The following is a 25,885-nucleotide window of genomic DNA, read 5'->3' on the forward strand; positions in this document are numbered from 1 at the left end:
GCCGTAGTGGACGAACGCGGGCTCGACGAGGACGAACGCGCGCTGCTGGCCGCATGTCGGCGGGACCCGGTGGAACGCCGGCTGCTGACGGTCTGGCGGCACTGGGAGAGCCATCCCGCGAACCGTCCGCTGTGGGCCGCTGAGCTGCAGCAGCGGATCGCGGCGGATTCCGACGAGGCTGCCCCGGAGACCGGGCTGGCCGACCGCGCCGGTGCCCTGCCCGGTTCCTCGGCCCGCGTGCTGGGCATGCTGCTCGGCGGCGCGGTGGGCGAGTTCGCCGCGCTCGGCCGCGTCGGTCAGCGCACCGGTGCGCTGCTGTTCGTGCTGGAAGGGCTGATCCGCGCGCACACGCAGCTGCGGTCGACGGGTTCCGGCGAACCGACCTCGGCGGCGCTGGCGGCGTTGCGCCGCTGGCTGCACACCCGGGGTGTGCCGTGGCGGGACTGCGGCGGCGACTCACCCCGGCCGAGCGGTTTCCTGGTCGCCGAGCGAGGTCTGCACGATCCGGCGACCGATGAGCCGACGCTGCTGACCTCGGCGGCGAAGGTCGTCGCCGGGCATCCGCAGGGCACCCGGCAGCAGCCGATCAACAGCGCGGACACGGCCACCGCGGTCCCGTTCGGGGCGCTGGCCGCGCTGTGGTCGGGCGATCCGGGCGCGGTGTTCGCGCTCGGCGGTGATCTGGCCGCGCTCACCCACGGGCATCCGCACGGGCACAGCCCCGCCAGCGTGCTGGGCACGACGACGCTGTGGCTGCTGCGCGGGCACGACCTGGAAACCTCTCTGCGCCAGGGCATTTCCGGGTGGCAGTCGGGCCGCACCGCGCTCGGCGACGCACTGCGGCTGGGACTGCTCAGCCCGGCGGGCTTCCGCCCCGGACCGGCGCACCTGGGCGCGCACCGCAGCGGGCTCGGTGCGCTCGCGGTCGCCGCGCGCGTGGCGCTGGCCTGCGAGGACGACTTCGCTGCCGCCATGGCATCAGCCGCCGAGCACGACGGGGACACCGCGACCACGGCGATGCTGTGCGGGCAGCTGCTCGGCGCGCTGCGCGGACCCACCGCGATCCCCGCGGACCTGCTGGAGACGTTGCCAATCCTCGGCGTGATCGAGCGGCTGGGCCGGGACGCGGCGACCGAGTTCGGCCCCGAGCCCGACGAGTCCGCCGCGTGGGAGAACCGCTACCCCGCCGACGATTCCACGCCGACCGCCGCCGCGTCCGGGACGACGGACTACCGGAGCGGGCTGACCGGGGTGCCGCGACTGGCCGCCTCGCGCGACCGGTTCCTCGGCGCGGTGCTGGGCTGCGCGGTCGGCGAGGCGTTGGGCATGCCGGTCGCCTCCGACAGCTGGGACGAGATCCGCGCGCGTCACGGCGCCGACGGGCTCACCGAGTACGTGCCCGCCGGGCATCCGTCAGGACGGCTCGGCAGCGACACCCAGCTGCTGCTGTTCTCGGTCGAGGGCGTGCTGCGGGCCAACGTCGCCCGCCGCGCAGGCGAGACCGACGACCCGATCCGGCACCTGCAGCACGCCTACCAGCGCTGGCTGCACACCCAGCACCTGAGCTGGCCGCGGGCGGCGGGCGATTTCCTCCGCGAGGCACCGGAACCGGACGGCTGGCTGGTCCAGCAGCGAGCGCTGTTCCAGACCCGCAACCCGGGCCGGACCATGATGCGCACGCTGATCGCCTTCGCCAAGGGCCAGCAGCCGATGGGCACCCCCGAGAAGCCGGCCAGCGACTCGGCGGGCAGCGGCGCGATCATGCGCGCGGTACCGGCGGCCCTGTGGTCCGACGACCCGTCGCAGGTGTTCGCGCTGGGCATGCGCAGCGCCGCGCTCACCCACGGCCATCCCACCGCCCTGCTCAGCGCGGGCGCGCTCGGGTTCATGACGTCCAAGCTGCTGGTCGGAGAGCCGCTCGCCGAGGCGGTCACCGGCGCTCTGGCGGAACTCGCCCCGCACACCGACCACGAGGAGGTCACCCGCCGCCTCACCGCAGCCAAGGACCTCTCCGACGGCGCCCGCCTGACCCCGGACGAGCTGGAACGCGAACTCGGCACTGCGGGCACGGCCGCCGAAGCCCTCGCCATCGGCACCTACGCGGCGCTGGCCGCCGACGGCGACTTCGACACCGCCCTGCCGATCGCCGCCAACCACTCCGGCAACAGCTCCACCACCACGGCAGTCGCCGGAGCTCTCACCGCGGCCACCACCGGCGCCGCGAAGATCCCCCAGCGCTGGACCGCGGAGCTCGAACTCCACGACGTCATCACCCGGATCACCCAGGACGCCACCCAGGAGTTCGGTCCTCGCCCGCCCGCATGGGACGCCCGCTACCCACCCACCTGATCCGGGGCTGGGGCGTGGGTCTCCGGGTGTGGCGCAAGAGGTGCGGGGCTGGTTAACGTCTCCGGCATGGATGAGCTCGTGCACTTCGAGGTGGCCGACGGGGTCGGAACGATCACCCTGGATTCGCCGCACAACCGCAACGCCCTGTCCGCCCAGCTCCGCCGGGAGCTCAAGGGACACCTGGACGCCGCGACGAACGACGACGCGGTGCGCGTGATCGTCCTGGCCCACACCGGCAAGGTGTTCTGCGCCGGCATGGATCTCAAGGAGTCCCGCTCGGCGGATTCCGATCAGCAGGGCGTCAACGAGTTCCCGGCGCTGCTGGAGCAGATCTGGACCAGTCCGAAGCCGGTCGTGGCCAAGGTCGCCGGACCCGCTCGCGCGGGGGGTGTGGGACTCGTCGCGGCCTGCGACATCGCGGTGGCGGCCGAGAGCGCCACGTTCGCCTTCACCGAGGTCCGCATCGGCGTGGTCCCGGCGGTCATCTCGGTGACGGTGCTCCCCCGGCTCAACGCCCGCCAGGCGCACGAGCTCTTCCTCACCGGCGAGACCTTCGACGGCCGTCGCGCCGCGGAGATCGGCCTGCTCAACTCCGCCGTCCCGGCCGACGATCTGGACTCGGAGGTCAAGCGCTACACCGACATGCTGGCGCTCGGCGGACCCACCGCCTTGGCCGCCACGAAGAACATGCTCACCAGCCAGCGGCCGGAGTCGATGACCGACGACTTCGCCGAGATGCTGCAGCTGTCGGCCCGGCACTTCGCGGGCGAGGAGGGCCAGGAGGGCATCACGGCGTTCGCGGAGAAGCGCAAGCCGGGCTGGGTCCCGGAAGCGCTGAGGTGAACGGTGGTCAGTGGCGCCGCTGCGGCGCCACTGACCATCCGCATCCAGTATTACGAGCGGCTGCTGCTCAAGATCGGGTCAGCACCGCGGTGAAGCGGCGCCCGCACATGGGGCGCTCCGCCGCGTCGCGCAGGACCGAGTTGATGCCGTTGAACGCCTTGGGGTCGTGGTCGGCGAGGTCCTGGAACCCGGACCAGATCAGGACGTGCTCGCCTTCGGGCAGCCAGGACAGGTCGGTCAGGCAGTCGAAGAGGGAGTCCAGGTTCCGCCCGGCCCACTCGGGGAAGTCGAGGACGGCGGCGATGCCGTCGAGGGTGGTGCGCTTGCTGGTCAGGTCGACGCCGTCGAGGACGTGGGCGGTCGCACCTCGCTCCTCGGCCGTGATGACGGCCTCGCGAGCCGTGATGTCGGCGCCCGGCTGATCACTCACCGGCTGCTCCTTCCGCAACCTGCTGGCCAGTTTCGCTCCGAACATGGCACTCAACCCGCCGTATCCACAACCACGAACGATTCGTAGTGATCACCGGTGTAGTACACCTCGTCCTGGCCACCCGTGACCAGTCGGCGCGCGCCGCGATCCTTCGAACCCGGGGTCGGCACGGTGTACTCGTGGTAGTAGCCGGACTTCTGCTGGGGCAGCTCGCCTTCGCGGTTGCCGAACACCGAGCCGTCCTTGCCCGGGTACGGGAACGGCCCGCCCTTGACGATGAGCTGGTAGGTCTTGCCCGTCTCGGGCGGCAGCTTCGACAGCTGCTCGACCTGCAGTCCGGACTGGGCGGCACCGGGCACCTCGGTGCTCGGCGAGTCGGCGACGACGTCCTTGCCGAACCACCCGAGCACGACCAGGGCGACCAGCCCGACCAACGCCGACGAAATGCGCTTGCGCGAGCTCACGCCGTCTTTCCCCTCCGCCCGGTCTCACCGTCGTGGCCGACCTGCGGTTCGGCGTCGCGCACGCGGGTGAACCTGGCGCCGAGCCCGTCCACCGCGCGGTCGACGACTCGCGCCACCCCCCAGCACAACGGCACCAGGACCGCAAGGACCAGGGCGACCTGCAGCGGATAGACGAGCTGCACCAACCACAGCTCGACGCCGTCGTACCACTCGACCAGCAACTCCAACACAACGCGCAGCGTACGCGCGCCACCACCGCGCTGCGCGCACCCCCGGCGGCCACGCGTGGCACCTTCCTGAGCCAGATCGGTTGCACCGTGTGCCATGGTGGTGCCATGATGGCGTCATGGACCTCACGACGTACGTCGACAACCTGCGCCGCGACCTCGCCGTGGCCGCCGAAGCCGGTGGTGACGAGGCGCGGGAGCTCGCCGAACGACTCACCGCCCCGCTGGAATCGGCCGTCCGGCTGACGCTGTTCAACGCGCTGTCGGCCGCTGCCGACGAGATCACCAGCGACCTCGCCCCCGGCTCGGTCGAGGTGCGGCTGCGCGGCGGCGAGCCCGGCTTCGTCGTGACACCACCGGTCCACACCGAGGACGCCGAAGACGAAGCCGCCCCAGCACCACCGGCCCCGGAGACCGACGAGGGCGCGATGTCGCGGATCAACCTGCGACTGCCGGAATCCCTCAAGAACCGCGTCGAGGAAGCCGCCGCCGCGCAGCACCTGTCGGTCAACGCCTGGCTGGTGCGCGCCGCCGCAGCAGCGCTCGACGGCGACCGACCACGCGCCCGGCCGCACGGCAAGGTCGGCCAGCGCTTCACCGGCTGGGTGCGCTGAGGCACTTCGCCACCTGACTCACCACACGTCTCCGACCAGCGGAGACGCTCATCCACCACCCTTGGAGGGCACCGCCATGCCTGAATTCGACACTCCCGAGCCGATCGCGGCGACCATCGAACTCGCGTGGGGCACCGCGCGGATCCTCGCCACCGACGCCGCGCGCACCACCGTCGACGTCCGGCCCACCGACGCGGCGACCAAGGCCGACGTGACGACCGCGGAGAACACCGACGTCTCCTTCGCCGCCGGAACCCTGCAGGTCAAGGGGCCGAAATCACGCGGCCTGTTCACCAAGCCGGGCTCGGTCGAGATCACCGTCGAACTGCCCGCGGGCTCCAGCCTGAACGGGCAGGCCGGCGCCGGCTCCTTCGCGACCGAAGGCCGGCTCGGCGACACCCGGATCAAGACGGCGATGGGCAGCATCGACGTCGACGCGACCGGGGCGCTGAAGGCCGACACCGCGGGCGGGCGCGTCACCGCCCGGCACATCGCGGGCAGCGCGGAGGTGAGCACCGGGACCGGCGAGGTCGAGCTGCACCGCATCGACGGCACCGCCGTGGTGAAGAACTCCAACGGCGCGACGCGGCTCGGCGAGGTCGGCGGCGCCCTGCGGCTCAAGGCCGCCAACGGCGACATCACCGTGCAGCGCTCGCTGGCCGACGTCGAGGCGCGGACCGCCAACGGCAGCGTCCGCATCGACGAGATCGTGCGCGGTTCGGTGCAGCTGGCGACCTCGCTCGGCGACCTGCGCATCGGCATCCGGCCCGGCACCACCGCGTGGCTGGACCTCGACGCCAAGCACGGCCGAGTCCACAACGACATGGACCACGCGGACGAACCCGATCCCGACGCGGAGACCGCCGCGGTGCACGCCCGCACCGGCTTCGGCGACGTCACCGTCCGACGAACGGAGATGGTGCGATGACCTGCCCGGCCGAGAAGTGGGGAATCGACCCCGGCAAGTTCTGGATGCGCGGCGCAGCACCGGAATCTCCGGTGCGCTTCGACGACGAGACCGGGGTGTGGAACGTCTACGGCCACGCCGAGGCCGTGCAGGCGCTCGGCGACCCGGGCACGTTCTCCTCCGACATCGCCCGAGTGCTGCGGATGGAGGGCGAGAACCCCTTGCAGGAGGGCAATCTCCTCCAGCTCGACCCGCCCCGGCACCGCGAGCTGCGCAACCTCGTCAGCCGCGCGTTCACGCCGAAGGTCGTCAACGATCTGGAACCTCGGATCGCGGAGCTGACGGCGGAGCTGCTCGAACCCCTCGGTGACGAGTTCGACCTGATCTCCGCGCTCGCCCACCCCCTGCCGGTGATCGTCATCGCCGAACTGCTCGGCGTGCCGGCCGGTGATCGCGCGCAGTTCCGGACCTGGGCCGACGGCCTGCTGACCACCGAGGCCGAGTTCAACGCGCGGGAGATCGACACCGAGAGCGACGAGGCCGCCAGGCAGCTGCGGATGGTCACCGAGATGCGCGACTACCTGCTCGGCCACGCCGCCGAACGACGGCGCCGACCCCGCCGGGACCTGCTGACCGACCTGGTCCAGGCCGAGGTCGACGGCGAGCGGCTCAGCGACGACGAGATCGTCAACTTCGCCAGCGTCCTGCTGCTGGCCGGCCACATCACCACGACCCTGCTGCTCGGCAACACCGTGCTGTGCCTGGACGAGCACCCGGACCAGCTCGCGGCGGTGCGCGACGACCGAGCGCTGCTGCCGAGCGCGATCGAGGAATCGCTGCGCTACCTCAGCCCGTTCGCCGTCGTCTACCGCGCGACCACGCGGGCCACCGAGATCGGCGAGCGAGAGGTGCCCGCCGACCAGGTGATCGCCGTGCGGCTCAGCGCCGCCAACTGGGACGCGCGCCGCTTCGACTCCCCTGCGACCTTCGACGTCCACCGGGACCCCAACCCGCACCTGGGGTTCGGCCGCGGCATCCACTTCTGCCTCGGCGCACCCCTGGCGAGGCTGGAGGGCAGGATCGCCCTCGGCCTGCTCCTGGACCACTTCCCGCAGCTGAGCACGGATCCGCGACGTCCGCCGACGTTCATGCGGTCGTACGACATCAACGGCGTGAACGAGCTCCCGCTGCTGAGCGGCGTCAGGAGCCGGAGTGCTCGCGGATGGACTTGATGATGGCGCCGAAGTCCTGGCCGCCTCCGCCCTCCTCGTTGAAGCGGCGGTAGAGGTCCGTGGCGAGACGGCCGATGGACGCGTCGGTGCCCGACTGCTCCGCCGCCGAGAGCGCGAGGTTGAGGTCCTTGAGCATCAGGGCCGCCGCGAAACCGGGCTCGTAGTCGTGGTTCGCGCGGCTGGTCTCCACCAGGTCGGGCACCGGGCAGTTCGTGGTCAGCGCCCAGCACTGGCCGGTGGAGACCGCAGCGACGTCGTAGAGCGCCTCGTGCGAGAGGCCGAGGCGCTCCCCGAGCACGAACGCCTCGCTGACCGCGATCATCGAAGCGCCCAGGATGAGGTTGTTGCACATCTTGGTGACCTGGCCGTTGCCGGGACCACCGCAGTGGATCACCTTGCGCGCCATCGGCTCCAAGACGCTCTCGGCGCGCTGGAAGTCGGCTTCGGACCCGCCGACCATGAACGTCAGGGTTCCCGCCTCGGCACCGGCCGTACCACCGGAGACGGGCGCGTCGATGCTGCCGAAACCGGCTTCCTGCGCGCGCTGGTGCGCGGCGCGCGCGTCAGCGACGTCCACAGTGGAGGAATCGACCAGCAGCGCACCGGAGGCCGCGTTGGGCAGCACCTCGTCGTAGGCGTCCAGCAGGTGCTTGCCGCTGGGCAGCATGGTGATCACCGCGTCCGCCCCGCGGACCGCGTCCGCGATCGAGGACACCGTGGTCACGCCGTTGTCCGCGGCGGTGGCCAGGGCGGCCGGGACGAGGTCGTAGCCCTGCACGGTGTGGCCGGCCTTGACGAGGTTCGCCGACATCGGACCGCCCATGTGACCGAGTCCGATGAAACCGATGACAGCCATTGTCACTACCTTTCTGCTCGAACTTCCGCCAAGACCGGCGAATCCGCGCTCAGCCGAACAGCTTCGGCTCGTCGGAGGCCGGTTCGAAGAACTTCTGCACCCGGGATTCGTCCACTTCGGACAGAGTTGTGGGAGACCACTGCGGGTTGCGGTCCTTGTCGACCAGCGCGGCGCGCACGCCCTCGACGAAGTCGCCGATCCGCACGCACGCCATGGCCAGCCGGTACTCCAGGGTCAGCGCCTGCTCCAGCGAGTCGTACCCGCTGCGCATCGCGCGCAGGGTGACCTTGAGCGCCGTGGGCGACTTGGTCTCGATGGTCGTCGCGGCGTCCTGCGCGGCCTGCTCGGGACGGTCCCGCAGCCGGGCGAGAACGGACTCGACGTCGGAGCCCGCGTAGGCCGCGTCGATCCACTCCCGGTGCTCGGCCAGCGCCGACTCGGGCACCGGCGCGGCGAAGGCTGCCAGCACCTCGTCCACGTCACCGCTGCTCAGGGCCTCGACGAGCTCCGGGAGCCGGGCGCTGTCGACGTAGTGGTCGGCCAGGTCGCAGTACAACGCGTCCGCACCGCCCACCGCCCCACCGGTCAGCGCGAGGTGCGTGCCGAGCTCGCCGGGGGTGCGCGACATCAGGTAGGTGCCGCCGACGTCGGGGATGAAGCCGATGCCGGTCTCGGGCATCCCGACCTTGGATCGCTCGGTGACCACCCGGTGCGATCCGTGCGCGGTGATGCCGACACCCCCGCCCATGCAGATGCCGTCCATGATCCCCACGACCGGCTTGGGGTAGTTGGCCAGCGCGGAGTTGAGCTGGTACTCCTCGGTCCAGAACGCCGCGGGCAGCGACTCGTCACCGGCCTTGGCCGCGTCGTGCAGGGCGCGCACGTCACCGCCGGCGCACAGACCGCGCTCACCGGCGCCGTCGATCAGGATCGCCCTGATGTGCTCGGCGTCGCGCCACCGCTCGACCGCCTCGGTCATCTCCCGGACCATGCCGAGGGTCAGCGAGTTGAGGGCTTTCGGGCGGTTGAGCGTGATCCGCCCGAGCGAGCCGTTCTCGCTGACCAGGATCTCGGACTCCGTCATGGTGCGAAACTCCATCGTTGTGCGAAGGCGCTGCCCCCGGGGCGGCGGTCAGGCCGCCAGCAGACCACGGGAGATGATCAGCCGCATGATTTCGTTGGTGCCTTCCAGGATCTGATGCACCCGCAGGTCGCGGACGATCTTCTCCAGGCCGTACTCGGCAAGGTATCCGTATCCACCGTGGATCTGAAGTGCCTCGTTGGCCACGGTGAACCCGGCGTCGGTGGCCAGTCGCTTGGCCATCGCGCACAACCGGGTGGCCGCCGGGTCCTTGGTGTCCAGCGCCCACGCCGCCCGCCACAGCAGCAGGCGCGCGGCCTCCAGCTCGGTGGCCATGTCGGCGAGCTTGAACTGCAAGGCCTCGAACTCGCTGAGCTTGGAGCCGAACGCGCTGCGTTCCCGCACGTATCCCAGCGACTTGTCCAGCGCGGCCTGCGCGCCGCCGAGCGAGCAGGCGCCGACGCTGAGCCGGCCGCCGTCGAGCCCGGCCATGGCGATGCGGAACCCGATGCCCTCGTCGCCGAGCCGCTGATCAGCGGAGACGCGGACGCCGTCGAAGATGACCTGGCGCGTGGGCTGGGCGTTCCAGCCCATCTTCTTCTCGTTGGCCCCGAAGGACAGCCCCTCGGCTCCGGCCTCCACGACGAAGGTGGAGATGCCCTTGTGCCCCGGTTCGCCGGTGCGGGCCATCACCACGTAGACGTCGGAGCTGCCGCCACCGGAGATGAACTGCTTGACCCCGGTGAGCACGTAGTCGTCGCCGTCGCGGACCGCCCGGGTCTGCAGCGCGGCGGCGTCCGATCCCGCGCCGGGTTCGGTCAGGCAGTAGCTCGCGAGGCGTTCCATCGAGCACAGCCCCGGCAGCCAGCGCGCACGCTGGGCGTCGCTGCCGAAGCGGTCGATCATGCCCGCGCACATGTTGTGGATGGAGATGTAGGCGGCGATCGACGGATCTCCGCTGGCCAGCGCCTCGAAGATCAGAACCGAGTCGAACCTGCTCAGGCCGCTGCCACCGAAGGCCTCGTCGACGTAGACGCCGCCGATACCGAGTTCCCCTGCTGCGCGCAGCGTCTCGACCGGGAAGTACTTGTCCTGGTCCCACTCCACGGCGTGCGGGGCGAGCTGGTCTTGGGCGAATTCCAGCGCGGCGTCACGGATGGCGCGCTGGTCGTCGGCGAGCTCGAAAGGCGAGCTCGCCACTGCTGCGACGGACACGTCGACTCCCTCCTCGCGTTCGGACGGGGACCGGGATCGCCGGCCCCCGCCCGCGCGATCAGTGCATCGTCGGGATGGTGAAGCTGGCGCCTTCCTTGAGTCCGGAGGGCCAGCGCGAAGTGACCGTCTTGGTCTTGGTGTAGAAGCGGATCGAGTCCGGGCCGTGCTGGTTGAGGTCGCCGAATCCGGACCGCTTCCAGCCGCCGAAGGTGTGGTACGCGATCGGCACCGGGATCGGCACGTTCACGCCGACCATGCCGGTGTTGACCCGGTTGACGAACTCGCGCGCGGCGTCGCCGTCGCGGGTGAAGATCGCGACGCCGTTGCCGTACTCGTTCTCGTTGGGCAGCCGCAGCGCTTCCTCGTAGTCGGCGGCCCGCACGATCGACAGCACCGGGCCGAAGATCTCCTCGCGGTAGATGCGCATCTCCGGCGTGACGTGGTCGAACAGCGAGGCGCCCATGAAGAAGCCGTCCTCGTTGCCTGCCAGCGAGAAGTCGCGCCCGTCGACCACCAGCTGCGCGCCCTCGTCGACGCCGGCGCCCACGAGGTCGTGCACCTTCTGCCACGCCTGCTTGGTCACCAGCGGGCCGAAGTCGGCGTCGGCGTCGAAGCTGGTGCCGACCTTGAGCCCCTGGATCTTCTCGACGAGCTTGTCGACCAGCGCGTTCGCGGTGGCCTCGCCGACCGGCACGGCCACCGAGATCGCCATGCAGCGCTCCCCCGCCGAGCCGTAGCCCGCGCCGATCAGCGCGTCGGCGACCTGGTCGAGATCCGCGTCCGGCATGACGATCAGGTGGTTCTTGGCACCGCCGAAGCACTGCGCGCGCTTGCCGTGCGCCGCGGCGGTGGAATAGATGTACTCGGCGATGTCGGAGGACCCGACGAAGCCGATTGCCTCGACGCGCGGTTCGGTCAGCAGCGCGTCGACGGCGGTCTTGTCACCGTTGACGACGTTGAAGATCCCGGGCGGGCCTCCCGCCTCGATGAACAGCTCTGCCAGTCGCAGCGGCACCGAGGGGTCGCGCTCGGAGGGCTTGAGCACGAAGGCGTTGCCGCAGGCGATCGCCGGTGCCGCCTTCCACAACGGGATCATCGCCGGGAAGTTGAACGGCGTGATGCCCGCGACCACGCCCAGCGGCTGGCGCAGCGAGTAGACGTCGATGCCGGAGCCGACGCTGTCGCTGTACTCGCCCTTGAGCAGGTGCGGGACGCCGATCGCGAACTCCACGACCTCCAGGCCGCGCTGGATGTCGCCCTTGGCGTCGGCGACGGTCTTGCCGTGCTCGGAGGACAGCACGCGTGCCAGGTCCTCCATCTCGTCGTTGATCAGCTGCACGAACCGCATGAGCACGCGAGCCCGCTTCTGCGGGTTCATCGCGGCCCACGCCGGCTGCGCCGCAGCCGCGTTGTCGACAGCCGCCGTGACCTCGTCGGTCGAGGCCAGCGGCACCCTGGCCTGAACCAGGCCCGTGTTGGGGTCGAACACGTCACCGAAGGAACCGGAGTTGCCCAGCACCCGCTTTCCACCGATGAAGTGCTCCAGCTCGCGTGTCATCTCGCACCGCACCTCCGCCGAACCGGCCATCGAAATACTAGGAAGCCAAACTGTTTGTAGCCCAATCTTTCCCACAAGGAACGCACGCACAACAGGGTGTGCCGCGTCACAGTATCGATTCTGCGCACTTCACGCCGTTTTATCCAGGCGCGAGGAGCACCACTTGAGGGACGTCTCGCGAGGACGAGCCGAGCCGCAGCGTCCCGATCCGCGGGCACTGCGCGGACCGCGAGGGCTGCCGCCGGCCGACGGCGGCGACGGAGCCGCGCGGGATGCACGGCGCGAGGGCTCAGGCCGTCGAGCCGTCTTCTCAGCGCCAGGCGCGCTCAGGCGGTGGTGCGGTGCGCGCGGGCGGTGTCGATCTTCGCCGCGATGGTGGCCCGCCACTTCTCCGGCAGGTCGGGCAGGCAGCCGGCGACGTGGTCGGCGAGGTCGTCGCGGCCGTGCATGGTCAGCGCGAAGACCTCCGCGACCTGGACGCCGTGATCGGGCTGGGACAGCACGCGGACCTCGTCGCCCGCGCTGATCTCGCCCGGCTGCTCGACGGCCAGGTAGGCGCCGGTGCGCCCGTGCTGGGTGAACCTCTTGACCAGGCCGGGGACGTCCCAGAAACCGGCGAAGACGCGGCAGGGCTGCCGCGGCCCGGTCACCCGCAGCACGGCACCGCCGATCGCCCAGCGCTCGCCGATCAGCGCCGAGGTGCTGTCCACGCCGGCCAGCGTCAGGTTCTCGCCCGCGTTGCCTGGCACGAGGTCCTTGCCGAGCTCGGCCGACCAGTGCGCCAGCTCCTCGCCGTCGAAAGCGTAGGCGGCCTGGTACCAGGCGCCGTGGTGCTTGGTGTCGCACACCGCATCGCCCTGGACGCCGGTTTCGGTGAACAGCACCGGCGCGTCGGCGGGACGCTTGTCGATGCCGCTCTCGCCGAGGCGCCCGGCCCACTCCCCGGACCGCACGACTGCCAGGTTCACCGACGACACGACGCTCATGGCGATCAACCTACGTGACCTCTCCGAGCCGCCCCAACGGGTTTGAGGACCGCGAAGGTCACAGTCGTCCGGTGACCGCCTGCAGCGCTTCGCGCGCCTCGCGGCGCAGCAATCCGACCAGGTCGGCGGCGGGCATCGGGCGGGCGTGGGCGTAGCTCTGGCCCGCCCACATCGAGATCGCCTCGGCGTCGCCCGCCTTGCCCGCGGCGCCGCGCATCGGCTTGGTCAGGTTGTTCACCTGCGGATACGCCGCCGGGGCATCCTGGTTGTCGAGCATGAAGCGGTTCACCAGGCCGCGCGCGGGGCGACCGCTGAACGCCCGCGTGACGTCTGTCTGCCGCTGGCCTTCGGCCATCTGGGCCCGTTGCGCCTGCGCGGTGCCCGCCTCGTCGCAGACCAGGAACGCGGTCCCCAGTTGCGCGGCGGTTGCTCCGGCCGTCAGCACGGCCGCGACGTCCGCGCCGTGCACCAGCCCGCCCGCGGCGATGACCGGCAGGTCCACCGCCGCGCGCACCGAGCGGATGGCCGGCAGCAGGCCGAGCAGCGGCCCGCCACCGGGAAGCTCGGGGTCGTCGTGGAACACGCCGCGGTGCCCGCCGGCCTCCATGCCCTGCACGCACACCGCGTCGGCGCCCACGCGTGCCGCCTGCCGGGCCTCGTCGGCGGTGGTCACGGTGACCACGACCTCCGATCCCACCGCGTGCAGCTGATCCACGGTGGACGCTTCGGGAAGTCCGAAGGTGAACGACACCACCGGGATCCGCTCGTCGACGAGCCGCTGCACCTTGGCCGGGTAGGAGTCGTCGTCCCAGTCGGCCGAGCCCGGTTCCGCCCCGTACCTTCCGGCGGCCTCCGCGACCCGCGACCGGTAGTCGTCGAGGTCGACGTCCCTGCGCTCGCTGGGCACGAAGAGGTTCACGCCGAAGGGCTCATCGGTGAGCGAGCGGATTCGCGCGATCTGCTCGACGAGCTTGTCCTCGGTCAGCATCGCGCCCGCCAGGAACCCCAGCGCCCCGGCTCCGCTCACCGCCGCGGCCAGCTCCGGCGTGCTGGGACCTCCGGCCATCGGCGCGGCCACCAGCGGAACCCTCGACTCGACGATCATGTTGAAAACGCTACCTCCGAACACTCCACCGCAGCACCCGCGTTCAACGATCCCGAACAGCGTCCGCGGACCCACCGTCAGGCAAGCACCGAAGGTGCTTTTCTCAGTACCCACCCGAGCAACTCGCACCGCAGGGGGTTCTGAGCCGTGCTGTGGCGAGCACGCCGCGACGCCGCGTATTCACATACTCAAGGAGTGGCGCGCGGAGTCCACAGCGCGGCTCAGGTTCCCCCACCCGCACCGCCCAGCAAAGGGGCCACGATCAAAAGACAAAAAAGTGAGCGGGAACCCGACGCCATGGGTTCCCGCTCACTCGCACCATTGCGATTTTTCCGACACCCCGCCACAGGGCCGCTGGTGCGTTCAGGGGGTGGCCGGCGCAGCAGGCGCGCCGGCCACCATCAACCACACGATCAGTGGAACTGCGAGGTCTCGGTCGAACCGGCCAGCGCGGTGGTCGACGATTCCGGGTTGATTGCAGTGCTGATCGTGTCGAAGTAACCGGTACCGGCCTCGCGCTGGTGGCGAGTCGCGGTGTAACCGCGGTCTTCCGAGCCGAACTCCTTCTCCTGCAGCTCGACGTAGGCGGTCATGCCGTCGGTGGCGTAGCCCTTGGCCAGGTCGAACATGCTGTAGTTCAGGGCGTGGAAGCCCGCCAGGGTGATGAACTGGAACTTGAAGCCCATGTGGCCGAGCTCGCGCTGGAACTTGGCGATGGTGGCGTCGTCCAGGTTCTTCTTCCAGTTGAACGACGGCGAGCAGTTGTAGGCCAGCATCTGGTCCGGGTACTCGGACTTGACGGCCTCGGCGAACTTGCGGGCCATCTCCAGGTCCGGAGTACCGGTCTCCATCCAGATCAGGTCCGAGTACGGCGCGTACGCCTTGGCGCGGGCGATGCAGGGCTCGATGCCGTTGTTGACCTTGTAGAAGCCCTCGGCGGTGCGCTCACCGGTGAGGAACGGCTTGTCGCGGTCGTCGATGTCGCTGGTCAGCAGCGTCGCGGCCTCGGCGTCGGTACGCGCGATGACCAGGGACGGCACACCGGCGACGTCGGCGGCCAGACGGGCGGCGTTCAGCGTCTTGACGTGCTGGCTGGTGGGGATGAGCACCTTGCCACCCAGGTGACCGCACTTCTTCTCGGAAGCGAGCTGGTCCTCCCAGTGCACACCCGCGGCGCCGGCGCCGATCATGCCGCGCATCAGCTCGTAGGCGTTGAGGACACCACCGAAGCCGGCCTCGGCGTCGGCGACGATCGGGGCGAGCCAGTGGGTGTCCTCACCCTCGATGGCGCCACCCTCCGGGTCGAGCGCCTCGGCCCAGTTGATCTGGTCGGCGCGCTTGAGGGCGTTGTTGATGCGGCGGACGACCTGCGGGACCGAGTTGGCCGGGTACAGCGACTGGTCCGGGTAGGTCTCGCCCGCCAGGTTGGCGTCGGCGGCGACCTGCCAGCCGGACAGGTAGATGGCCTTGAGGCCCGCACGGACCTGCTGGACCGCCTGGTTACCGGTCAGCGCGCCCAGCGAGTTGACGTAGTCGAGCTCGTGCAGCAGCTTCCACAGCCGCTCCGAGCCCTGGCGGGCCAGGGTGTGCTCTTCCTGCACCGAGCCGCGGAGGCGGACGACGGTCTCAGCCGAGTGCGTGCGCTCGACGCCCTTCCAGCGCGGGTTGGTGTCCCAATCGCGCTGCAGCTCCTCAGCGGCCTTCTTCGCCTGCTCGCGGATGCTCATGATTTTTTCCCCTTCCGGGATCGCTGGCGACCTGCTGGAATCAATATTGCGCGCTGCCAAGCGAAACCGCGCCAGATTTTCCAGGTAAATTTCAGGGTTTTTCTGCTAGCATCAACGCCATGACGGAGTTCGCCAGCGAAGAAGACCGTAGTTTTTCTACGGAACACGACCTTCTGGTCTTTGGACAGCGGCTCAGGCACTTGCGCCGAGCCGCTGGATTGACTCTTGTTGAGCTCGGCGACCGCGTGGGGAGAGCGCCGTCACAGCTGTCGCTGCTGGAGAACGGCCACCGCGAGCCCAAGCTGTCGCTGCTGCGATCCCTGGCCGACGCGCTGGGCACCTCCGTCGACGAACTGCTGTCGAAGAAGGCCCCGAACCGGCGTGCCGAGCTCGAGATCGCGGTGGAGAAGGCCCAGCTCGACCCGATCTACCAGCGGCTCTCGCTGCCGCCGCTGAAGGTCGGGAAGCGACTGCCCACCGAAGCACTCGAACACGTGCTCGCCCTCTACGAGGAGCTCAAGCGCCGCGAGACGCAGAAGGTCGCCACGCCTGAAGAGGCCCGCAAGGCCAACGCCGAGCTGCGCGGCATGATGCGGAAGCACAACAACTACTTCCCGGAGATCGAGAAGGCCGCCAGCGACCTGCTCAAGCGCTCCGGGTACCACGGTGGGCCGCTGTCGGAAGGCATGATCCAGTCCATCGCCACGCACATGGGCTTCGGGCTGAAGTTCGTCACCGACCTGCCGCGTTCGGTGCGGTCGGTGACCGACATGAAGAACCGCCGGATCTTCCTGCGCCGGGAATCGCTGGGCATGCACAGCCCGCGCACGATCCTGCTGCAGACGCTGGGACACCTGACGCTGGGCCACAGCCAGCCCCGCGACTTCGCCGACTTCCTGCGGCAGCGCGTCGAGGCCAACTACTTCGCCGCCGCCGTGCTGGTGCCGGAGCAGTCCGCGGTGCCGTTCCTGCAGGACGCCAAGTCCGAGCGAGACCTGGCCGTGGAGGACCTGCGCGACGTGTTCTCGGTGTCCTACGAGATGGCCGCGCACCGGTTCACCAACCTCGCCACCCAGTACCTCGACCTGGTGTGCCACTTCGTCCGCAACGACGAGACCGGCATCATCCACAAGGCCTACGAGAACGACGGGCTGGTCTTCCCCACCGACCCGACGGGCGCGATCGAGGGTCAGCGGATGTGCCGGTACTGGTCGGGGCGCCAGGTCTTCTCCTCACCGGACCGGTACTCGACGTACTACCAGTACACCGACAAGCCGGGAGCCACGCACTGGTGCGTCGCGCACGTCGACCCGAGCCGCGGCCGGGACTTCGCGATCACCCTCGGCGTGCCCTACGCCGAGTCGCGCTGGTTCCGCGGGCGCGACACCAACAACCACTCCAAGTCCGGCTGCCCGAACGGCGAGTGCTGCCAGCGCCCGCCGGCCGAGCTCGCCAGCCGCTGGGAGGGCATGGTGTGGCCGTCGGCCCGAGCCCACTCCCACGTCCTGGCGGCGCTGCCCGCCGACACCTTCCCCGGTGTCGACGAAGCCGACGTCTACGCCTTCGTGGAGGCACACCAGGCCTGAGAGCCGGTGCGGGACTCGGCCCGCACCGCCAAGCACATCACCAATCGAACAACACCGAACGAGCTCAGCGGCGCAGTTCGGCGATGGTCTCGGCCATCGCGACGAACTGCGCCGCTGCTGGTGAGAGGGGCCCTCGGCGCCAGAACAGGACACCCCGGCGCACCACCTTCGGCCGCAGCGGCAGCACGACCGCGCCACTCGCGGCGGCGTCGCGGGCCATCGCGCGCGGCAGCAGCGTCGCACCCGCTCCAGACAGCACCAACGGCACGATCATCGCCTGGTGCGCGGTCTCCACCGCGAAGTTCGGCTCGCCACCGCGGGCCCCCACGGTGTCCTCGATGACCGCCCGCGTCGCGGTGCCGGGCGGGGTGGCGATCCAGTCCAGGGTGGACATCTCCGGCACGCTCAACCGCTTCTGACCTGGCGCGGCACCCGGCGGCAGCACGGCGAAGATCTCCCGACCGCGCAGCACCATGCTCCCCAGGTCCCCGATGGGGTGTCCGGAGTCGACCAAGCCCAGTTCGCACTCACCGGCCCGCACCGCCGAGGTCACGTCCGTCCCCAGCTCGGGGTCGGCGATGTTGACCGCGACCTTCGGGTTCTCGCGCAGGAAGGCCCCGATGAGCTCGGCGAGCGGATCCACGGCCAGCGTCGTCTGCGCCACGACGTCCAGCCGACCGCTGGAGAGCCCGAGCACCTCGCGGACGGAGGCCGACGCGGTGCTCAGGTCGCGCATCACCTGACGGGCGGGTTCGACCAGCGCGTCCCCGGCCGGGGTGAGCGAGACGCCGTGCGGCAGTCGGTGGAAGACCTTGCCGCCGAGCTGCTTCTCCAGGTTGCGGATGGCGTGCGACAGGGACGGCTGGGCGACGTGCATCGCCTGCGCGGCGGCGGTGAAGCTGCCGTGCTCGACGATCGCCAGGAAGTACTCCAACTCCCGCCGGTCCATGCCACCTCCACGCGAAGATCCCGCCTGCCCGGCATTACACCAGCCAGGCGGGACATCGCCAGGCCAGCACCGCCTACTCGTGCGCGGTGCGGAACGCGGACGCCGCTTCCACGTCGGCCCACTGGTCGTCGTCGAGGTCGACGCGCAGCCGCCGCAGCCCTCCGGTGAAGGCGTTGTCGACCGGCGCGTAGTCGTCGGTGACCGGGCTGGCCCGGTCCACGCCGATGTCGAAGGTCTCGTCGAAGGCGAAGTAGTACGGGATCGTCGCGTCGACCCGGCCCGAGGCGACCTCGGTGCCGTCCACGCGCAACGTCACCGCGCCACCCTTGCCGACACCGCCGCCGTCGTAGTCGAACCGCAGGCTGACCTCGTGCTCACCCGCGGGCACCGGCTCCGGAGCGCGGACGTGCTGAACGACCGAGCCGAAGTAGTTGTAGGCGTAGCTGGGCCTGCCGTCGTGGAAGTAGAAGGACCAGCCACCGGTGTGACCGCCCTGGGCGACCAGCACGCCTGCGGCGCCGTTCTCGGGCACCTCGACCGTCGCGGTCAGGGTGTGCGAGCGGTTCTTGACGTTCGGCGCGGTCTCCTCGGTCAGCCGCTTGGCGCCGGCGTGGAAGGTGACCGATCGCCGGTCCCCCATCAGGTCCAGCCGCCCGGCTTCGAGGGGGTTCTCCCGCTCGGTCATCCGGTCGTCCAGCGGCAGCACGTTGTGCTTGGCGGCCTCCACCAGGAACAGCTGCTGGAGCTCGCGCAGCTTCTCCGGGTGCTGCTCGGCGAGGTCGTGGGACTGCGTCCAGTCCACGTTGGTGTCGTAGAGCTCCCACTTGTCGTCGTCGAAGGAGCGGCGGACACCGTCCTGGACCATCACCCACGGCGTGCCGTGGCGGGTCACGGCCATCCATCCGTCCTGGTAGATGCCCCTGTTGCCGACCATCTCGAAGTACTGCACGCGGTGCCGGTCGGGCGCGTCGGCGTCGTTGAAGCTGTAGAGCATGCTGGTGCCCTCGATGGGCTGCTGCGCGACGCCGTTGACCTCGGTCGGGTGCGGTAGGCCCGCGGCCTCCAGGATCGTCGGCACCACGTCGATGACGTGGTGGAACTGGTCGCGCAGCCCGCCGCGCTCGGCGATGCCGTCGGGCCAGTGCACGATCATGCCGTCCCGGATGCCGCCGAGGTGCGAGGCGACCTGCTTGGTCCACTGGTAGGGCGTGTTCATCGCCAGCGCCCAGCCGACCGGGTAGTGGGCGTGCGTGGTGGCGTCGCCCAGCGCGGCGTCGTTGGCGTTGATGAACTCGGCGCTGTCGGGGATGCCGCTGGCGAAGCGGTGCTCGTTGAGCGTGCCGCCCAGTCCGCCTTCGGCGGAGGCGCCGTTGTCACCGAGGATGTAGACGAACAGCGTGTTGTCGAGCTCGCCCAGTTCGTCGAGGGCGTCGACGAAGCGTCCGACCTGGTCGTCGGTGTGCTCGGCGAACCCGGCGTAGAGCTCCATCAGCGACGCCGCGGCCCGCTGCTCCTCGGCGGAGAGCTCGTCCCAGTGCGGCACACCTTCCGACCACGGCGCCAGTTCCGCGTCCTGCGGGACGACGCCGAGCTCCTTCTGCCGCTCCAGGGTGATCTCGCGCTGCCGGTCCCAGCCGTGGTCGAACTTGCCCCGGTAGCGCTCCCGGTACTCCTGCGGAACGTGGTAGGGCGCGTGGGTGGCGCCGAAGGGCAGGTAGGCGAAGAACGGGTTGTCGGGCTTGAGCGAGGTCTGGTCGCGCACCCAGTCGATCGCGTTGTCCACCAGGTCCTCGGACAGGTGGTAGCCGTCCTCGGGTTTGCGGGTGGGCTCAACGGGTTTCGTGCCGTCGAACAGCACCGGGTACCAGTGGTTCATCTCTGCGCACAGGAACCCGTAGAACTTCTCGAAGCCCTCACCGGTGGGCCACCGGTCGAACGGCCCGGCGGCGCTGACGTCGCGGGCCGGGGTCTGGTGCCACTTGCCGAAGGCCGCGGTGTTGTAGCCGTTGCCCTGCAGCATCTGGCCGATCGTGGCGGCGCTGAGCGGGCGGATCCCGCAGTAGCCGGGCGCGGCGCTGGCCATCTCGGTGGTGACGCCCATGCCGACGGAGTGGTGGTTGCGACCGGTCAGCAGCGCCTGCCGGGTCGGCGAGCAGATCGCGGTGACGTGGAACCGGTTGTAGCGCAGGCCACCATCCGCCAGGCGCTCAGCGGTGGGCATGTTGCAGGGCCCGCCGAACGCGCTCGGGGCGCCGAAGCCCATGTCGTCGATGAGCACCACGACGACGTTCGGCGCGCCCAGCGGCGGGCGCAACGGCTGACGGGGCTGGAAGGCCGGGTCCTGGTCGCGGGCGTCGAGGGATGTGGCGGCGGGGGGCTGAGGGTCGGGGATCGGCAAGCGTTCGCGGGAGAAGTCCACCAGCAACCTCCAGGCAGCGTCGAGCCCGCCACTTTTGGTGGCGCACCAGGGGAAAACATCGATGTGCTCGGCGGAAACCGAAACACCGCAAGACCTTTGCGATCGGATGCTATCCACAGGTCCGAACCGCACAACCCCGATCCACCGGCTGGGACCATGACCCGGGTCACGATTCACCCGGGTTTTCCCAGATCATCAGCAGAGCAGACCAATGCTCGATACGCGCCATAGAGGACTTCTATCCCACCGAGCACCCACTCCCGCGCGCCACGCGCGTCGCCGGGGGACGAGCGCGACGAGAGCTCCGAACACACCGGTGCCCTCCTTCGACGAAAGCCGAAGGAGGGCACCGACAGTCGATCACGGGAGTTGCACTGCGGGTTACTTCTTGCCGCCCTTGGACTTGTCGTCCTTGCCCTCGTCCGTGGACAGGGCTGCGACGAAGGCTTCTTGCGGGACCTCGACTCGGCCGATGGTCTTCATCCGCTTCTTGCCCTCCTTCTGCTTCTCCAGCAGCTTGCGCTTCCGGCTGATGTCACCGCCGTAGCACTTGGCGAGCACGTCCTTGCGGATCGCGCGGATCGTTTCGCGGGCGATGATGCGCGAGCCGATGGCCGCCTGGATCGGCACCTCGAACTGCTGGCGCGGGATGAGTTCGCGCAGCTTGGTGGCCATCTTGGTGCCGTAGGCGTAGGCGCCGTCGCGGTGCACGATCGCGCTGAACGCGTCGACCGGCTCGCCCTGCAGCAGGATGTCGACCTTGACCAGGTTCGACGCCTGCATCCCGGATTCCTCGTAGTCCATCGAGGCGTAGCCGCGGGTGCGGGACTTGAGCTGGTCGAAGAAGTCGAAGACGATCTCACCCAGCGGCAGCGTGTAGCGCAGCTCGACGCGGCTCTCCGACAGGTAGTCCATGCCCTCGAGCTGGCCGCGGCGGCTCTGGCACAGCTCCATGATCGTGCCCACGAACTCGGACGGGGCGATCACCGTGCACTTCGCGATCGGCTCGGAGACCTCCTTGATCTTGCCCTCGGGCCAGTCGGAGGGGTTGGTCACCACGAGCTCGGTGTCGTCCTCCATCTCGACCTCGTAGACCACGTTCGGGGCGGTGGAGATCAGGTTCAGGTTGAACTCCCGCTCCAGCCGATCCCGGGTGATCTCCAGGTGCAGCAGACCGAGGAAACCGCAGCGGAAGCCGAAGCCCAGCGCGCCCGACGTCTCCGGCTCGTAGGTCAGAGCGGCATCGTTGAGCTGCAGCTTCTCCAGCGCTTCGCGCAGGATCGGGTAGTCGGAGCCGTCGATCGGGTAGAGCCCGGAGTAGACCATCGGCTTGGGTTCGCGGTAACCGGCCAGCGGCTCGGTGGCCCCCTTGCGCTCGGCGGTGATGGTGTCGCCGACCTTGGACTGGCGGACGTCCTTCACACCGGTGATCAGGTAGCCGACCTCGCCGACGCTCAAGCCCTTCGACGGTTTGGGGTCGGGCGAGATGATGCCGACTTCCAGCAGCTCGTGGTGAGCGTTGGTGGACATCATCTTGATCCGCTGACGCGGGGTGATCTTGCCGTCGACGACCCGGATGTAGGTGACCACGCCCCGGTAGGTGTCGTAGACCGAGTCGAAGATCATCGCGCGCGGCGGGGAGTCGGCCTCGCCCTGCGGCGCCGGCACCTGCTTCACGACCTCGTCGAGGACCGCGTCCACGCCCTCACCGGTCTTGGCCGACACGCGCAGCACGTCCTCGGGTTCGCAACCGATGATGTGCGCGAGCTCCGCGGCGTACTTGTCCGGCTCGGCGGCCGGCAGGTCGATCTTGTTGAGCACCGGGATGATCTGCAGCTCGTGCTCCATGGCGAGGTAGAGGTTCGCCAGGGTCTGCGCCTCGATGCCCTGCGCGGCGTCGACCAGCAGGATCGCGCCTTCGCAGGCGGCCAGCGAACGGCTGACCTCGTAGGTGAAGTCGACGTGACCGGGGGTGTCGATCATGTGCAGCACGTGCTCGTCGCCGTCGAGGACCCACGGCAGGCGCACGTTCTGCGCCTTGATCGTGATGCCGCGCTCGCGCTCGATGTCCATCCGGTCGAGGTACTGGGCCCGGTAGGCGCGTTCCTCCAGCACACCGGTCAGCTGCAGCATGCGGTCGGCCAGCGTCGACTTGCCGTGGTCGATGTGCGCGATGATGCAGAAGTTCCGGATCCGCTCCGGCGGCGTGAACGTGGTGTCGGCGAAACTGCTCACTCAGGTTCCTCGGATGTCGGCGGCGTTCCTACGGCTGTCGGCGTTCGTCGGCAGACGTCGGCCCGGTCTCCCCCGGGCGGATGACGCGCACGGGGTCACCCCATCGTCCCACGCCACGCCCACTACCCAACGCCCAACTCCCGGTCCTCCCGCCCGAGCCCCGGTTACCGGGGCGGCAAGCCCCACCGCCTCGGGGGAAGCTGCGGGGTGTTCGAGCACAGCCCCGTCATCCACCTGGGGACGCGGCCCTCGAACCTGCTCCTCGAAGGCCGCCCTGATGTCGATGCCCGCACGGAGGCGCTGCGGGCGTTCTCGGCTGCCGCTCTCGAGGAACGAGAAAACAGCGATGTTGATCGCCGCGATCTAGTCGCCGCGGGTGTCGCGGCGGATGGGGTGGTCGGCGGGGACCTCGACGAGGACGATGCGCATGCCGTCGGGATCGGCGATCCAGCCTTCGTGCAGGCCCCAGGGCTTGTGCTCGGGCTCGGCGAGGACCGCGACGGCCTGCTCGCGCAGCTCGTCGAAGGTCGCGCGGAGGTCCCGGACCTGGAGCCACAACACCTGGTCAGGGCTCGGACCCTGATCCCCCTCACCGGAGACCTCCAGGTACCCCTGCCCCAGGAAGAACACCGTGCCACCGGGGAACTCGCGACAGACCGCCAACCCCAGCACGTCGCGGTAGAACCGCACCGACCGATCGTGGTCACCAGGCCGCAGGATCATCCGGCTGTTCAAGACCTCCATGCCCGCATTTCTACCGGCAAACACCCCGAAACACCGAACACGGGCAGATCAGCACGCTCCGCGACAGCGACCACGCCTGGACCTCGGCACCCGCGGGCGCGGGGATTCCAATTTCGCGCGAAATTCGAGCCGCGAAGATCCCGGTCCAATTTCGCGCGAAATTGGAATGCGTCGCACGATCGAGGCACCCGAAGGGTCCTGATCACTGAATCGTCACCGGAGGACGGTGATGCTGCGCCTGACCGGGCGTTCGTCGGTGCTGTCGACGAAGAGTTCGGGGGACTCCGCTCGGATCCTCTCGACGTCCTCGAACACGGCGCGCAGGTGACCGCGGAGCGCCGCGAGGGCCGATTCGAGGTCGCGGGATTCGAGGCCGTCGACGATCGCGGTGTGCTGGTCGATCAGGGCCGAGACGGGGCTGACCGTGCGCAGGCCGAGGCGGCGGGCGCGGTCGAGGTGGGCCTTGGCCTGTTCGACCGTGCGCCAGGCGTTGGCGTGACCGCCCGCGGTGAGCAGGCGCTGGTGGAACGCCTCGTCGAGCTCGAAGAACCTGCCCACGTCATCGGCGGCCGCGCGCTGCTGCCCCAGCAGGTCGCGCAGGGCTTCGACGTCCTCGTCGGTGCGGTGCTCGACGGCGTCGGCCAGCGAAGCGACCTCGACGGCCTCGCGGACGAACTGGGCGTCGGCGATGCGCTGCGGATCCACCCTGGCGACGAACGAACCGAGCTTCGGGAAGACCCGGACCAGGTCCTCCTCGGCGAGCAGCAGCAGGCTCTCGCGCACCGGCGTCCGGGAGACCTCCAGCTCGCCGGCCAGCTCGTTCTCCGACAGCGGATGCCCCGGCGGCAGCTGCAGGGTGATGATGCGCTGCCGGATCTCGCGGTGCACCGTCACCCGAGCCGAGGTCTTGCCCGCCGTCGTCGCCATGGTCACCACCTTATCGACCACCCTTGACCAGTGGCATCTCAGTGCTTGTATGGTACCGCTGGTATTCATGAGCTGAGGAGGGTCAATGCCGACGGACCTCGAACCCCGCACCGGCGGGACCAGATCGCTGCGCCGCACGGTCGCCGCCTCGGTGATCGGCACGATCGCCGAGTACTACGACTTCTTCATCTACGGCACCGCATCGGCGCTGGTGTTCAACAAGGTCTTCTTCCCCGAGGTCGACCCGCTCGTGGGCACGCTCGCAGCGTTCTCCACCTACGCGGTCGGGTTCTTCGCCCGCCCCCTCGGCGGCCTGGTGTGGGGCCACGTCGGCGACCGGCTCGGCCGCAAGAAAACGCTGGTCTACACGCTGCTGCTCACCGGCCTAGGCACCTTCGTGGTCGGCCTGATGCCCACCTACGAGCAGATCGGGCTGTGGGCGGCGATCATCCTGGTCCTGGTCCGGTTGCTGCAGGGCTTCGGAGTCGGCGGCGAGCAGGGCGGAGCACTGCTGCTCACGGCCGAAGCCGCGCCACCGGACAAGCGCGGCTTCTACGCCAGCTTCGTGCAGATGGGCTCGCCCGCCGCCTACCTGATCCCGACCGTGCTGTTCGCGGTGCTGGAGGCGCAGCTGCCCGAAGAGGCGTTCCTCTCCTGGGGCTGGCGCATCCCGTTCCTGCTCAGCGCCGTCGTGGTGATCATCGGCCTGTACATCCGGATGCGGGTGCCCGAATCGGAGACCTTCGAGGCCGTCAAGGAGCAGGAACCGCAGCGCGCACCAGTGAAGGTGCTGCTGTCGGACCACCGCCGCGAGGTCTTCGGCGGCATGCTCGCCAAGTTCGTCGAGGCCGCCGTCTTCCCGCTCTACACCGTCTTCCTCGTCTCCTACGCCAAGGCGCACGACATCGACAGCGGGATCGTGCTGGACGCGGTGATCATCGCGATCGTCGCCGAGCTGATCCTGCTGCCGTTCTGGGGAAAGCTCACCGACCGCATCGGCCGCCGCACCACGTTCATCGGGGCCGCCGTGCTCAACCTGGTGCTGGTGGTGCCCGCGTTCCTCGCCGTGGAGAGCGGCAACGTCGTGCTGATCACGCTGCTGATGATCGCCGGACTGGCCTTCGGTCACGCCGGGACCTACGCGCCGCAGGCGTCCTACTTCCCCGAGCTGTTCCCCTCCAGCGCCCGCTACAGCGGCGTGTCGGTGGTGTGGCAGTTCGGGGCGATGATCGCCAGCGGCCCGTTCACCGTCGTCGCCTCCGCGCTGCTGGTGCTCGCCGGGGGCGGCTTCACCTGGGTCGCGGTGTACGTGGCGGCGCTGATCGTGCTGAGCCTCATCGGCCTGCGCTTCCTCCCCGAAACCGCGCCGAACCGCCGCGGCGGCACCGAGTACGCCGACTGGCCCCGCACCGAATCGAACTAGCCGATCGC

General features: G+C 69.8%; 22 protein-coding genes. 7 read left to right on the top strand and 15 right to left on the bottom strand.

Going from position 1 to position 25,885, the window contains the following annotated elements; translation table 11 throughout:
• Nucleotides 1–6 precede the first annotated feature (6 nt).
• Both AB0J78_RS24405 and AB0J78_RS24410 read left to right on the top strand, forming a co-directional pair.
• Nucleotides 7–2,349 carry an ADP-ribosylglycohydrolase family protein gene (locus tag AB0J78_RS24405; RefSeq protein ID WP_363792749.1) on the top strand — a complete coding sequence of 781 codons (2,343 nt, stop codon included), beginning with the start codon at nucleotides 7–9 and terminating at the stop codon, nucleotides 2,347–2,349.
• 66 nt (nucleotides 2,350–2,415) lie between these two features.
• Complete coding sequence (locus AB0J78_RS24410) at nucleotides 2,416–3,192, top strand: enoyl-CoA hydratase family protein (RefSeq protein WP_363792751.1); 777 nt, start codon at nucleotides 2,416–2,418, stop codon at nucleotides 3,190–3,192.
• A 67-nt stretch (nucleotides 3,193–3,259) separates the two neighbouring features.
• Here AB0J78_RS24410 and AB0J78_RS24415 read toward each other — a convergent pair whose 3' ends face one another.
• Genes AB0J78_RS24415 through AB0J78_RS24425 form a run of 3 tightly spaced genes read right to left on the bottom strand, consistent with a single transcriptional unit; the run spans nucleotide 3,260 to nucleotide 4,316 of the window.
• Nucleotides 3,260–3,667: a barstar family protein gene (locus AB0J78_RS24415; protein WP_363792753.1), complete on the bottom strand. Its 408-nt coding sequence runs from the start codon at nucleotides 3,665–3,667 to the stop codon at nucleotides 3,260–3,262.
• Nucleotides 3,668–3,672: 5 nt separating this feature from the next.
• Complete coding sequence (locus AB0J78_RS24420) at nucleotides 3,673–4,086, bottom strand: ribonuclease domain-containing protein (RefSeq protein ID WP_363792755.1); 414 nt, start codon at nucleotides 4,084–4,086, stop codon at nucleotides 3,673–3,675.
• Nucleotides 4,083–4,316, bottom strand: a complete 234-nt coding sequence (locus AB0J78_RS24425; RefSeq protein ID WP_363792756.1) for a hypothetical protein — start codon at nucleotides 4,314–4,316, stop codon at nucleotides 4,083–4,085. Before AB0J78_RS24425 ends, AB0J78_RS24420 begins: the two co-directional genes overlap by 4 nt.
• 116 nt (nucleotides 4,317–4,432) lie before the next feature.
• Between AB0J78_RS24425 and AB0J78_RS24430 the strand changes: the two genes are divergently transcribed.
• From AB0J78_RS24430 to AB0J78_RS24440, 3 genes are all read left to right on the top strand, one after another.
• Nucleotides 4,433–4,927, top strand: a complete 495-nt coding sequence (locus tag AB0J78_RS24430; protein ID WP_363792758.1) for a toxin-antitoxin system HicB family antitoxin — start codon at nucleotides 4,433–4,435, stop codon at nucleotides 4,925–4,927.
• A gap of 76 nt (nucleotides 4,928–5,003) precedes the next feature.
• On the top strand, nucleotides 5,004–5,855 hold the full coding sequence (locus AB0J78_RS24435; protein WP_363792759.1) for a DUF4097 family beta strand repeat-containing protein: 852 nt from the start codon (nucleotides 5,004–5,006) through the stop codon (nucleotides 5,853–5,855).
• Nucleotides 5,852–7,066 (top strand): cytochrome P450, encoded by a 1,215-nt coding sequence (locus AB0J78_RS24440; protein ID WP_363792761.1) that lies wholly within the window; start codon nucleotides 5,852–5,854, stop codon nucleotides 7,064–7,066. The genes AB0J78_RS24435 and AB0J78_RS24440 overlap by 4 nt, the downstream gene beginning before the upstream one ends.
• On the opposite strand, the gene mmsB is transcribed toward AB0J78_RS24440, so the two are convergent.
• The 7 genes from mmsB to aceA all read right to left on the bottom strand — a co-directional run bounded on the left by mmsB (nucleotide 7,035) and on the right by aceA (nucleotide 15,594).
• A complete protein-coding gene (gene mmsB, locus AB0J78_RS24445; RefSeq protein WP_363792763.1) occupies nucleotides 7,035–7,922 on the bottom strand; it encodes a 3-hydroxyisobutyrate dehydrogenase in 888 nt (295 codons plus the stop codon). The genes AB0J78_RS24440 and mmsB overlap by 32 nt on opposite strands.
• 49 nt (nucleotides 7,923–7,971) lie before the next feature.
• A complete protein-coding gene (locus AB0J78_RS24450; RefSeq protein ID WP_363792765.1) occupies nucleotides 7,972–9,006 on the bottom strand; it encodes an enoyl-CoA hydratase/isomerase family protein in 1,035 nt (344 codons plus the stop codon).
• Nucleotides 9,007–9,054: 48 nt separating this feature from the next.
• A complete protein-coding gene (locus tag AB0J78_RS24455) occupies nucleotides 9,055–10,218 on the bottom strand; it encodes an acyl-CoA dehydrogenase family protein (protein WP_363792767.1) in 1,164 nt (387 codons plus the stop codon).
• 58 nt (nucleotides 10,219–10,276) lie between these two features.
• Nucleotides 10,277–11,776 (bottom strand): CoA-acylating methylmalonate-semialdehyde dehydrogenase, encoded by a 1,500-nt coding sequence (locus tag AB0J78_RS24460; protein WP_363792769.1) that lies wholly within the window; start codon nucleotides 11,774–11,776, stop codon nucleotides 10,277–10,279.
• A 326-nt stretch (nucleotides 11,777–12,102) separates the two neighbouring features.
• A complete protein-coding gene (locus AB0J78_RS24465) occupies nucleotides 12,103–12,762 on the bottom strand; it encodes an MOSC domain-containing protein (protein WP_363792770.1) in 660 nt (219 codons plus the stop codon).
• A 58-nt stretch (nucleotides 12,763–12,820) separates the two neighbouring features.
• A complete protein-coding gene (locus AB0J78_RS24470) occupies nucleotides 12,821–13,867 on the bottom strand; it encodes a nitronate monooxygenase (RefSeq protein ID WP_363792772.1) in 1,047 nt (348 codons plus the stop codon).
• A 413-nt stretch (nucleotides 13,868–14,280) separates the two neighbouring features.
• Complete coding sequence (gene aceA, locus AB0J78_RS24475) at nucleotides 14,281–15,594, bottom strand: isocitrate lyase (RefSeq protein ID WP_363792774.1); 1,314 nt, start codon at nucleotides 15,592–15,594, stop codon at nucleotides 14,281–14,283.
• 119 nt (nucleotides 15,595–15,713) lie between these two features.
• Here aceA and AB0J78_RS24480 point away from each other — a divergent pair, with 119 nt between their 5' ends.
• A complete protein-coding gene (locus AB0J78_RS24480) occupies nucleotides 15,714–17,180 on the top strand; it encodes a helix-turn-helix domain-containing protein (protein WP_363792776.1) in 1,467 nt (488 codons plus the stop codon).
• 64 nt (nucleotides 17,181–17,244) lie between these two features.
• On the opposite strand, the gene AB0J78_RS24485 is transcribed toward AB0J78_RS24480, so the two are convergent.
• The 5 genes from AB0J78_RS24485 to AB0J78_RS24505 form a co-directional block, all read right to left on the bottom strand.
• Entirely contained in the window at nucleotides 17,245–18,129 is an 885-nt protein-coding gene (locus AB0J78_RS24485; protein ID WP_363792777.1) for a LysR family transcriptional regulator, read from the bottom strand.
• 73 nt (nucleotides 18,130–18,202) lie between these two features.
• Nucleotides 18,203–20,548 carry an arylsulfatase gene (locus AB0J78_RS24490; protein ID WP_363792779.1) on the bottom strand — a complete coding sequence of 782 codons (2,346 nt, stop codon included), beginning with the start codon at nucleotides 20,546–20,548 and terminating at the stop codon, nucleotides 18,203–18,205.
• Between the two features lie 381 nt (nucleotides 20,549–20,929).
• Complete coding sequence (lepA, locus tag AB0J78_RS24495; RefSeq protein WP_363792781.1) at nucleotides 20,930–22,783, bottom strand: translation elongation factor 4; 1,854 nt, start codon at nucleotides 22,781–22,783, stop codon at nucleotides 20,930–20,932.
• A gap of 363 nt (nucleotides 22,784–23,146) precedes the next feature.
• The gene (locus AB0J78_RS24500) at nucleotides 23,147–23,527 is read right to left on the bottom strand and encodes a VOC family protein (protein WP_363792783.1); all 381 of its coding nucleotides are present in this window, start codon (nucleotides 23,525–23,527) and stop codon (nucleotides 23,147–23,149) included.
• A gap of 213 nt (nucleotides 23,528–23,740) precedes the next feature.
• A complete protein-coding gene (locus AB0J78_RS24505) occupies nucleotides 23,741–24,454 on the bottom strand; it encodes a GntR family transcriptional regulator (RefSeq protein ID WP_363792784.1) in 714 nt (237 codons plus the stop codon).
• A gap of 85 nt (nucleotides 24,455–24,539) precedes the next feature.
• Here AB0J78_RS24505 and AB0J78_RS24510 point away from each other — a divergent pair, with 85 nt between their 5' ends.
• On the top strand, nucleotides 24,540–25,877 hold the full coding sequence (locus AB0J78_RS24510) for an MFS transporter (protein WP_363792786.1): 1,338 nt from the start codon (nucleotides 24,540–24,542) through the stop codon (nucleotides 25,875–25,877).
• Nucleotides 25,878–25,885: the final 8 nt, after the last annotated feature.

The sequence above is a fragment of the Saccharopolyspora sp. NPDC049426 genome (genome assembly GCF_040676935.1).
Lineage (GTDB): Bacteria > Actinomycetota > Actinomycetes > Mycobacteriales > Pseudonocardiaceae > Saccharopolyspora.

Bases quoted from the DNA above. Each gene is read 5' to 3' on its own strand.
- AB0J78_RS24410 (WP_363792751.1), top strand. From the start codon at position 2,416: ATGGATGAGCTCGTGCACTTCGAGGTGGCCGACGGGGTCGGAACGATC.
- AB0J78_RS24415 (WP_363792753.1), bottom strand. From the start codon at position 3,667: ATGTTCGGAGCGAAACTGGCCAGCAGGTTGCGGAAGGAGCAGCCGGTG.
- AB0J78_RS24430 (WP_363792758.1), top strand. From the start codon at position 4,433: ATGGACCTCACGACGTACGTCGACAACCTGCGCCGCGACCTCGCCGTG.
- AB0J78_RS24435 (WP_363792759.1), top strand. From the start codon at position 5,004: ATGCCTGAATTCGACACTCCCGAGCCGATCGCGGCGACCATCGAACTC.
- AB0J78_RS24440 (WP_363792761.1), top strand. From the start codon at position 5,852: ATGACCTGCCCGGCCGAGAAGTGGGGAATCGACCCCGGCAAGTTCTGG.
- mmsB (WP_363792763.1), bottom strand. From the start codon at position 7,922: ATGGCTGTCATCGGTTTCATCGGACTCGGTCACATGGGCGGTCCGATG.
- AB0J78_RS24450 (WP_363792765.1), bottom strand. From the start codon at position 9,006: ATGACGGAGTCCGAGATCCTGGTCAGCGAGAACGGCTCGCTCGGGCGG.
- AB0J78_RS24460 (WP_363792769.1), bottom strand. From the start codon at position 11,776: ATGACACGCGAGCTGGAGCACTTCATCGGTGGAAAGCGGGTGCTGGGC.
- AB0J78_RS24465 (WP_363792770.1), bottom strand. From the start codon at position 12,762: ATGAGCGTCGTGTCGTCGGTGAACCTGGCAGTCGTGCGGTCCGGGGAG.
- AB0J78_RS24470 (WP_363792772.1), bottom strand. From the start codon at position 13,867: ATGATCGTCGAGTCGAGGGTTCCGCTGGTGGCCGCGCCGATGGCCGGA.
- aceA (WP_363792774.1), bottom strand. From the start codon at position 15,594: ATGAGCATCCGCGAGCAGGCGAAGAAGGCCGCTGAGGAGCTGCAGCGC.
- AB0J78_RS24480 (WP_363792776.1), top strand. From the start codon at position 15,714: ATGACGGAGTTCGCCAGCGAAGAAGACCGTAGTTTTTCTACGGAACAC.
- AB0J78_RS24485 (WP_363792777.1), bottom strand. From the start codon at position 18,129: ATGGACCGGCGGGAGTTGGAGTACTTCCTGGCGATCGTCGAGCACGGC.
- AB0J78_RS24500 (WP_363792783.1), bottom strand. From the start codon at position 23,527: ATGGAGGTCTTGAACAGCCGGATGATCCTGCGGCCTGGTGACCACGAT.
- AB0J78_RS24505 (WP_363792784.1), bottom strand. From the start codon at position 24,454: ATGGCGACGACGGCGGGCAAGACCTCGGCTCGGGTGACGGTGCACCGC.
- AB0J78_RS24510 (WP_363792786.1), top strand. From the start codon at position 24,540: ATGCCGACGGACCTCGAACCCCGCACCGGCGGGACCAGATCGCTGCGC.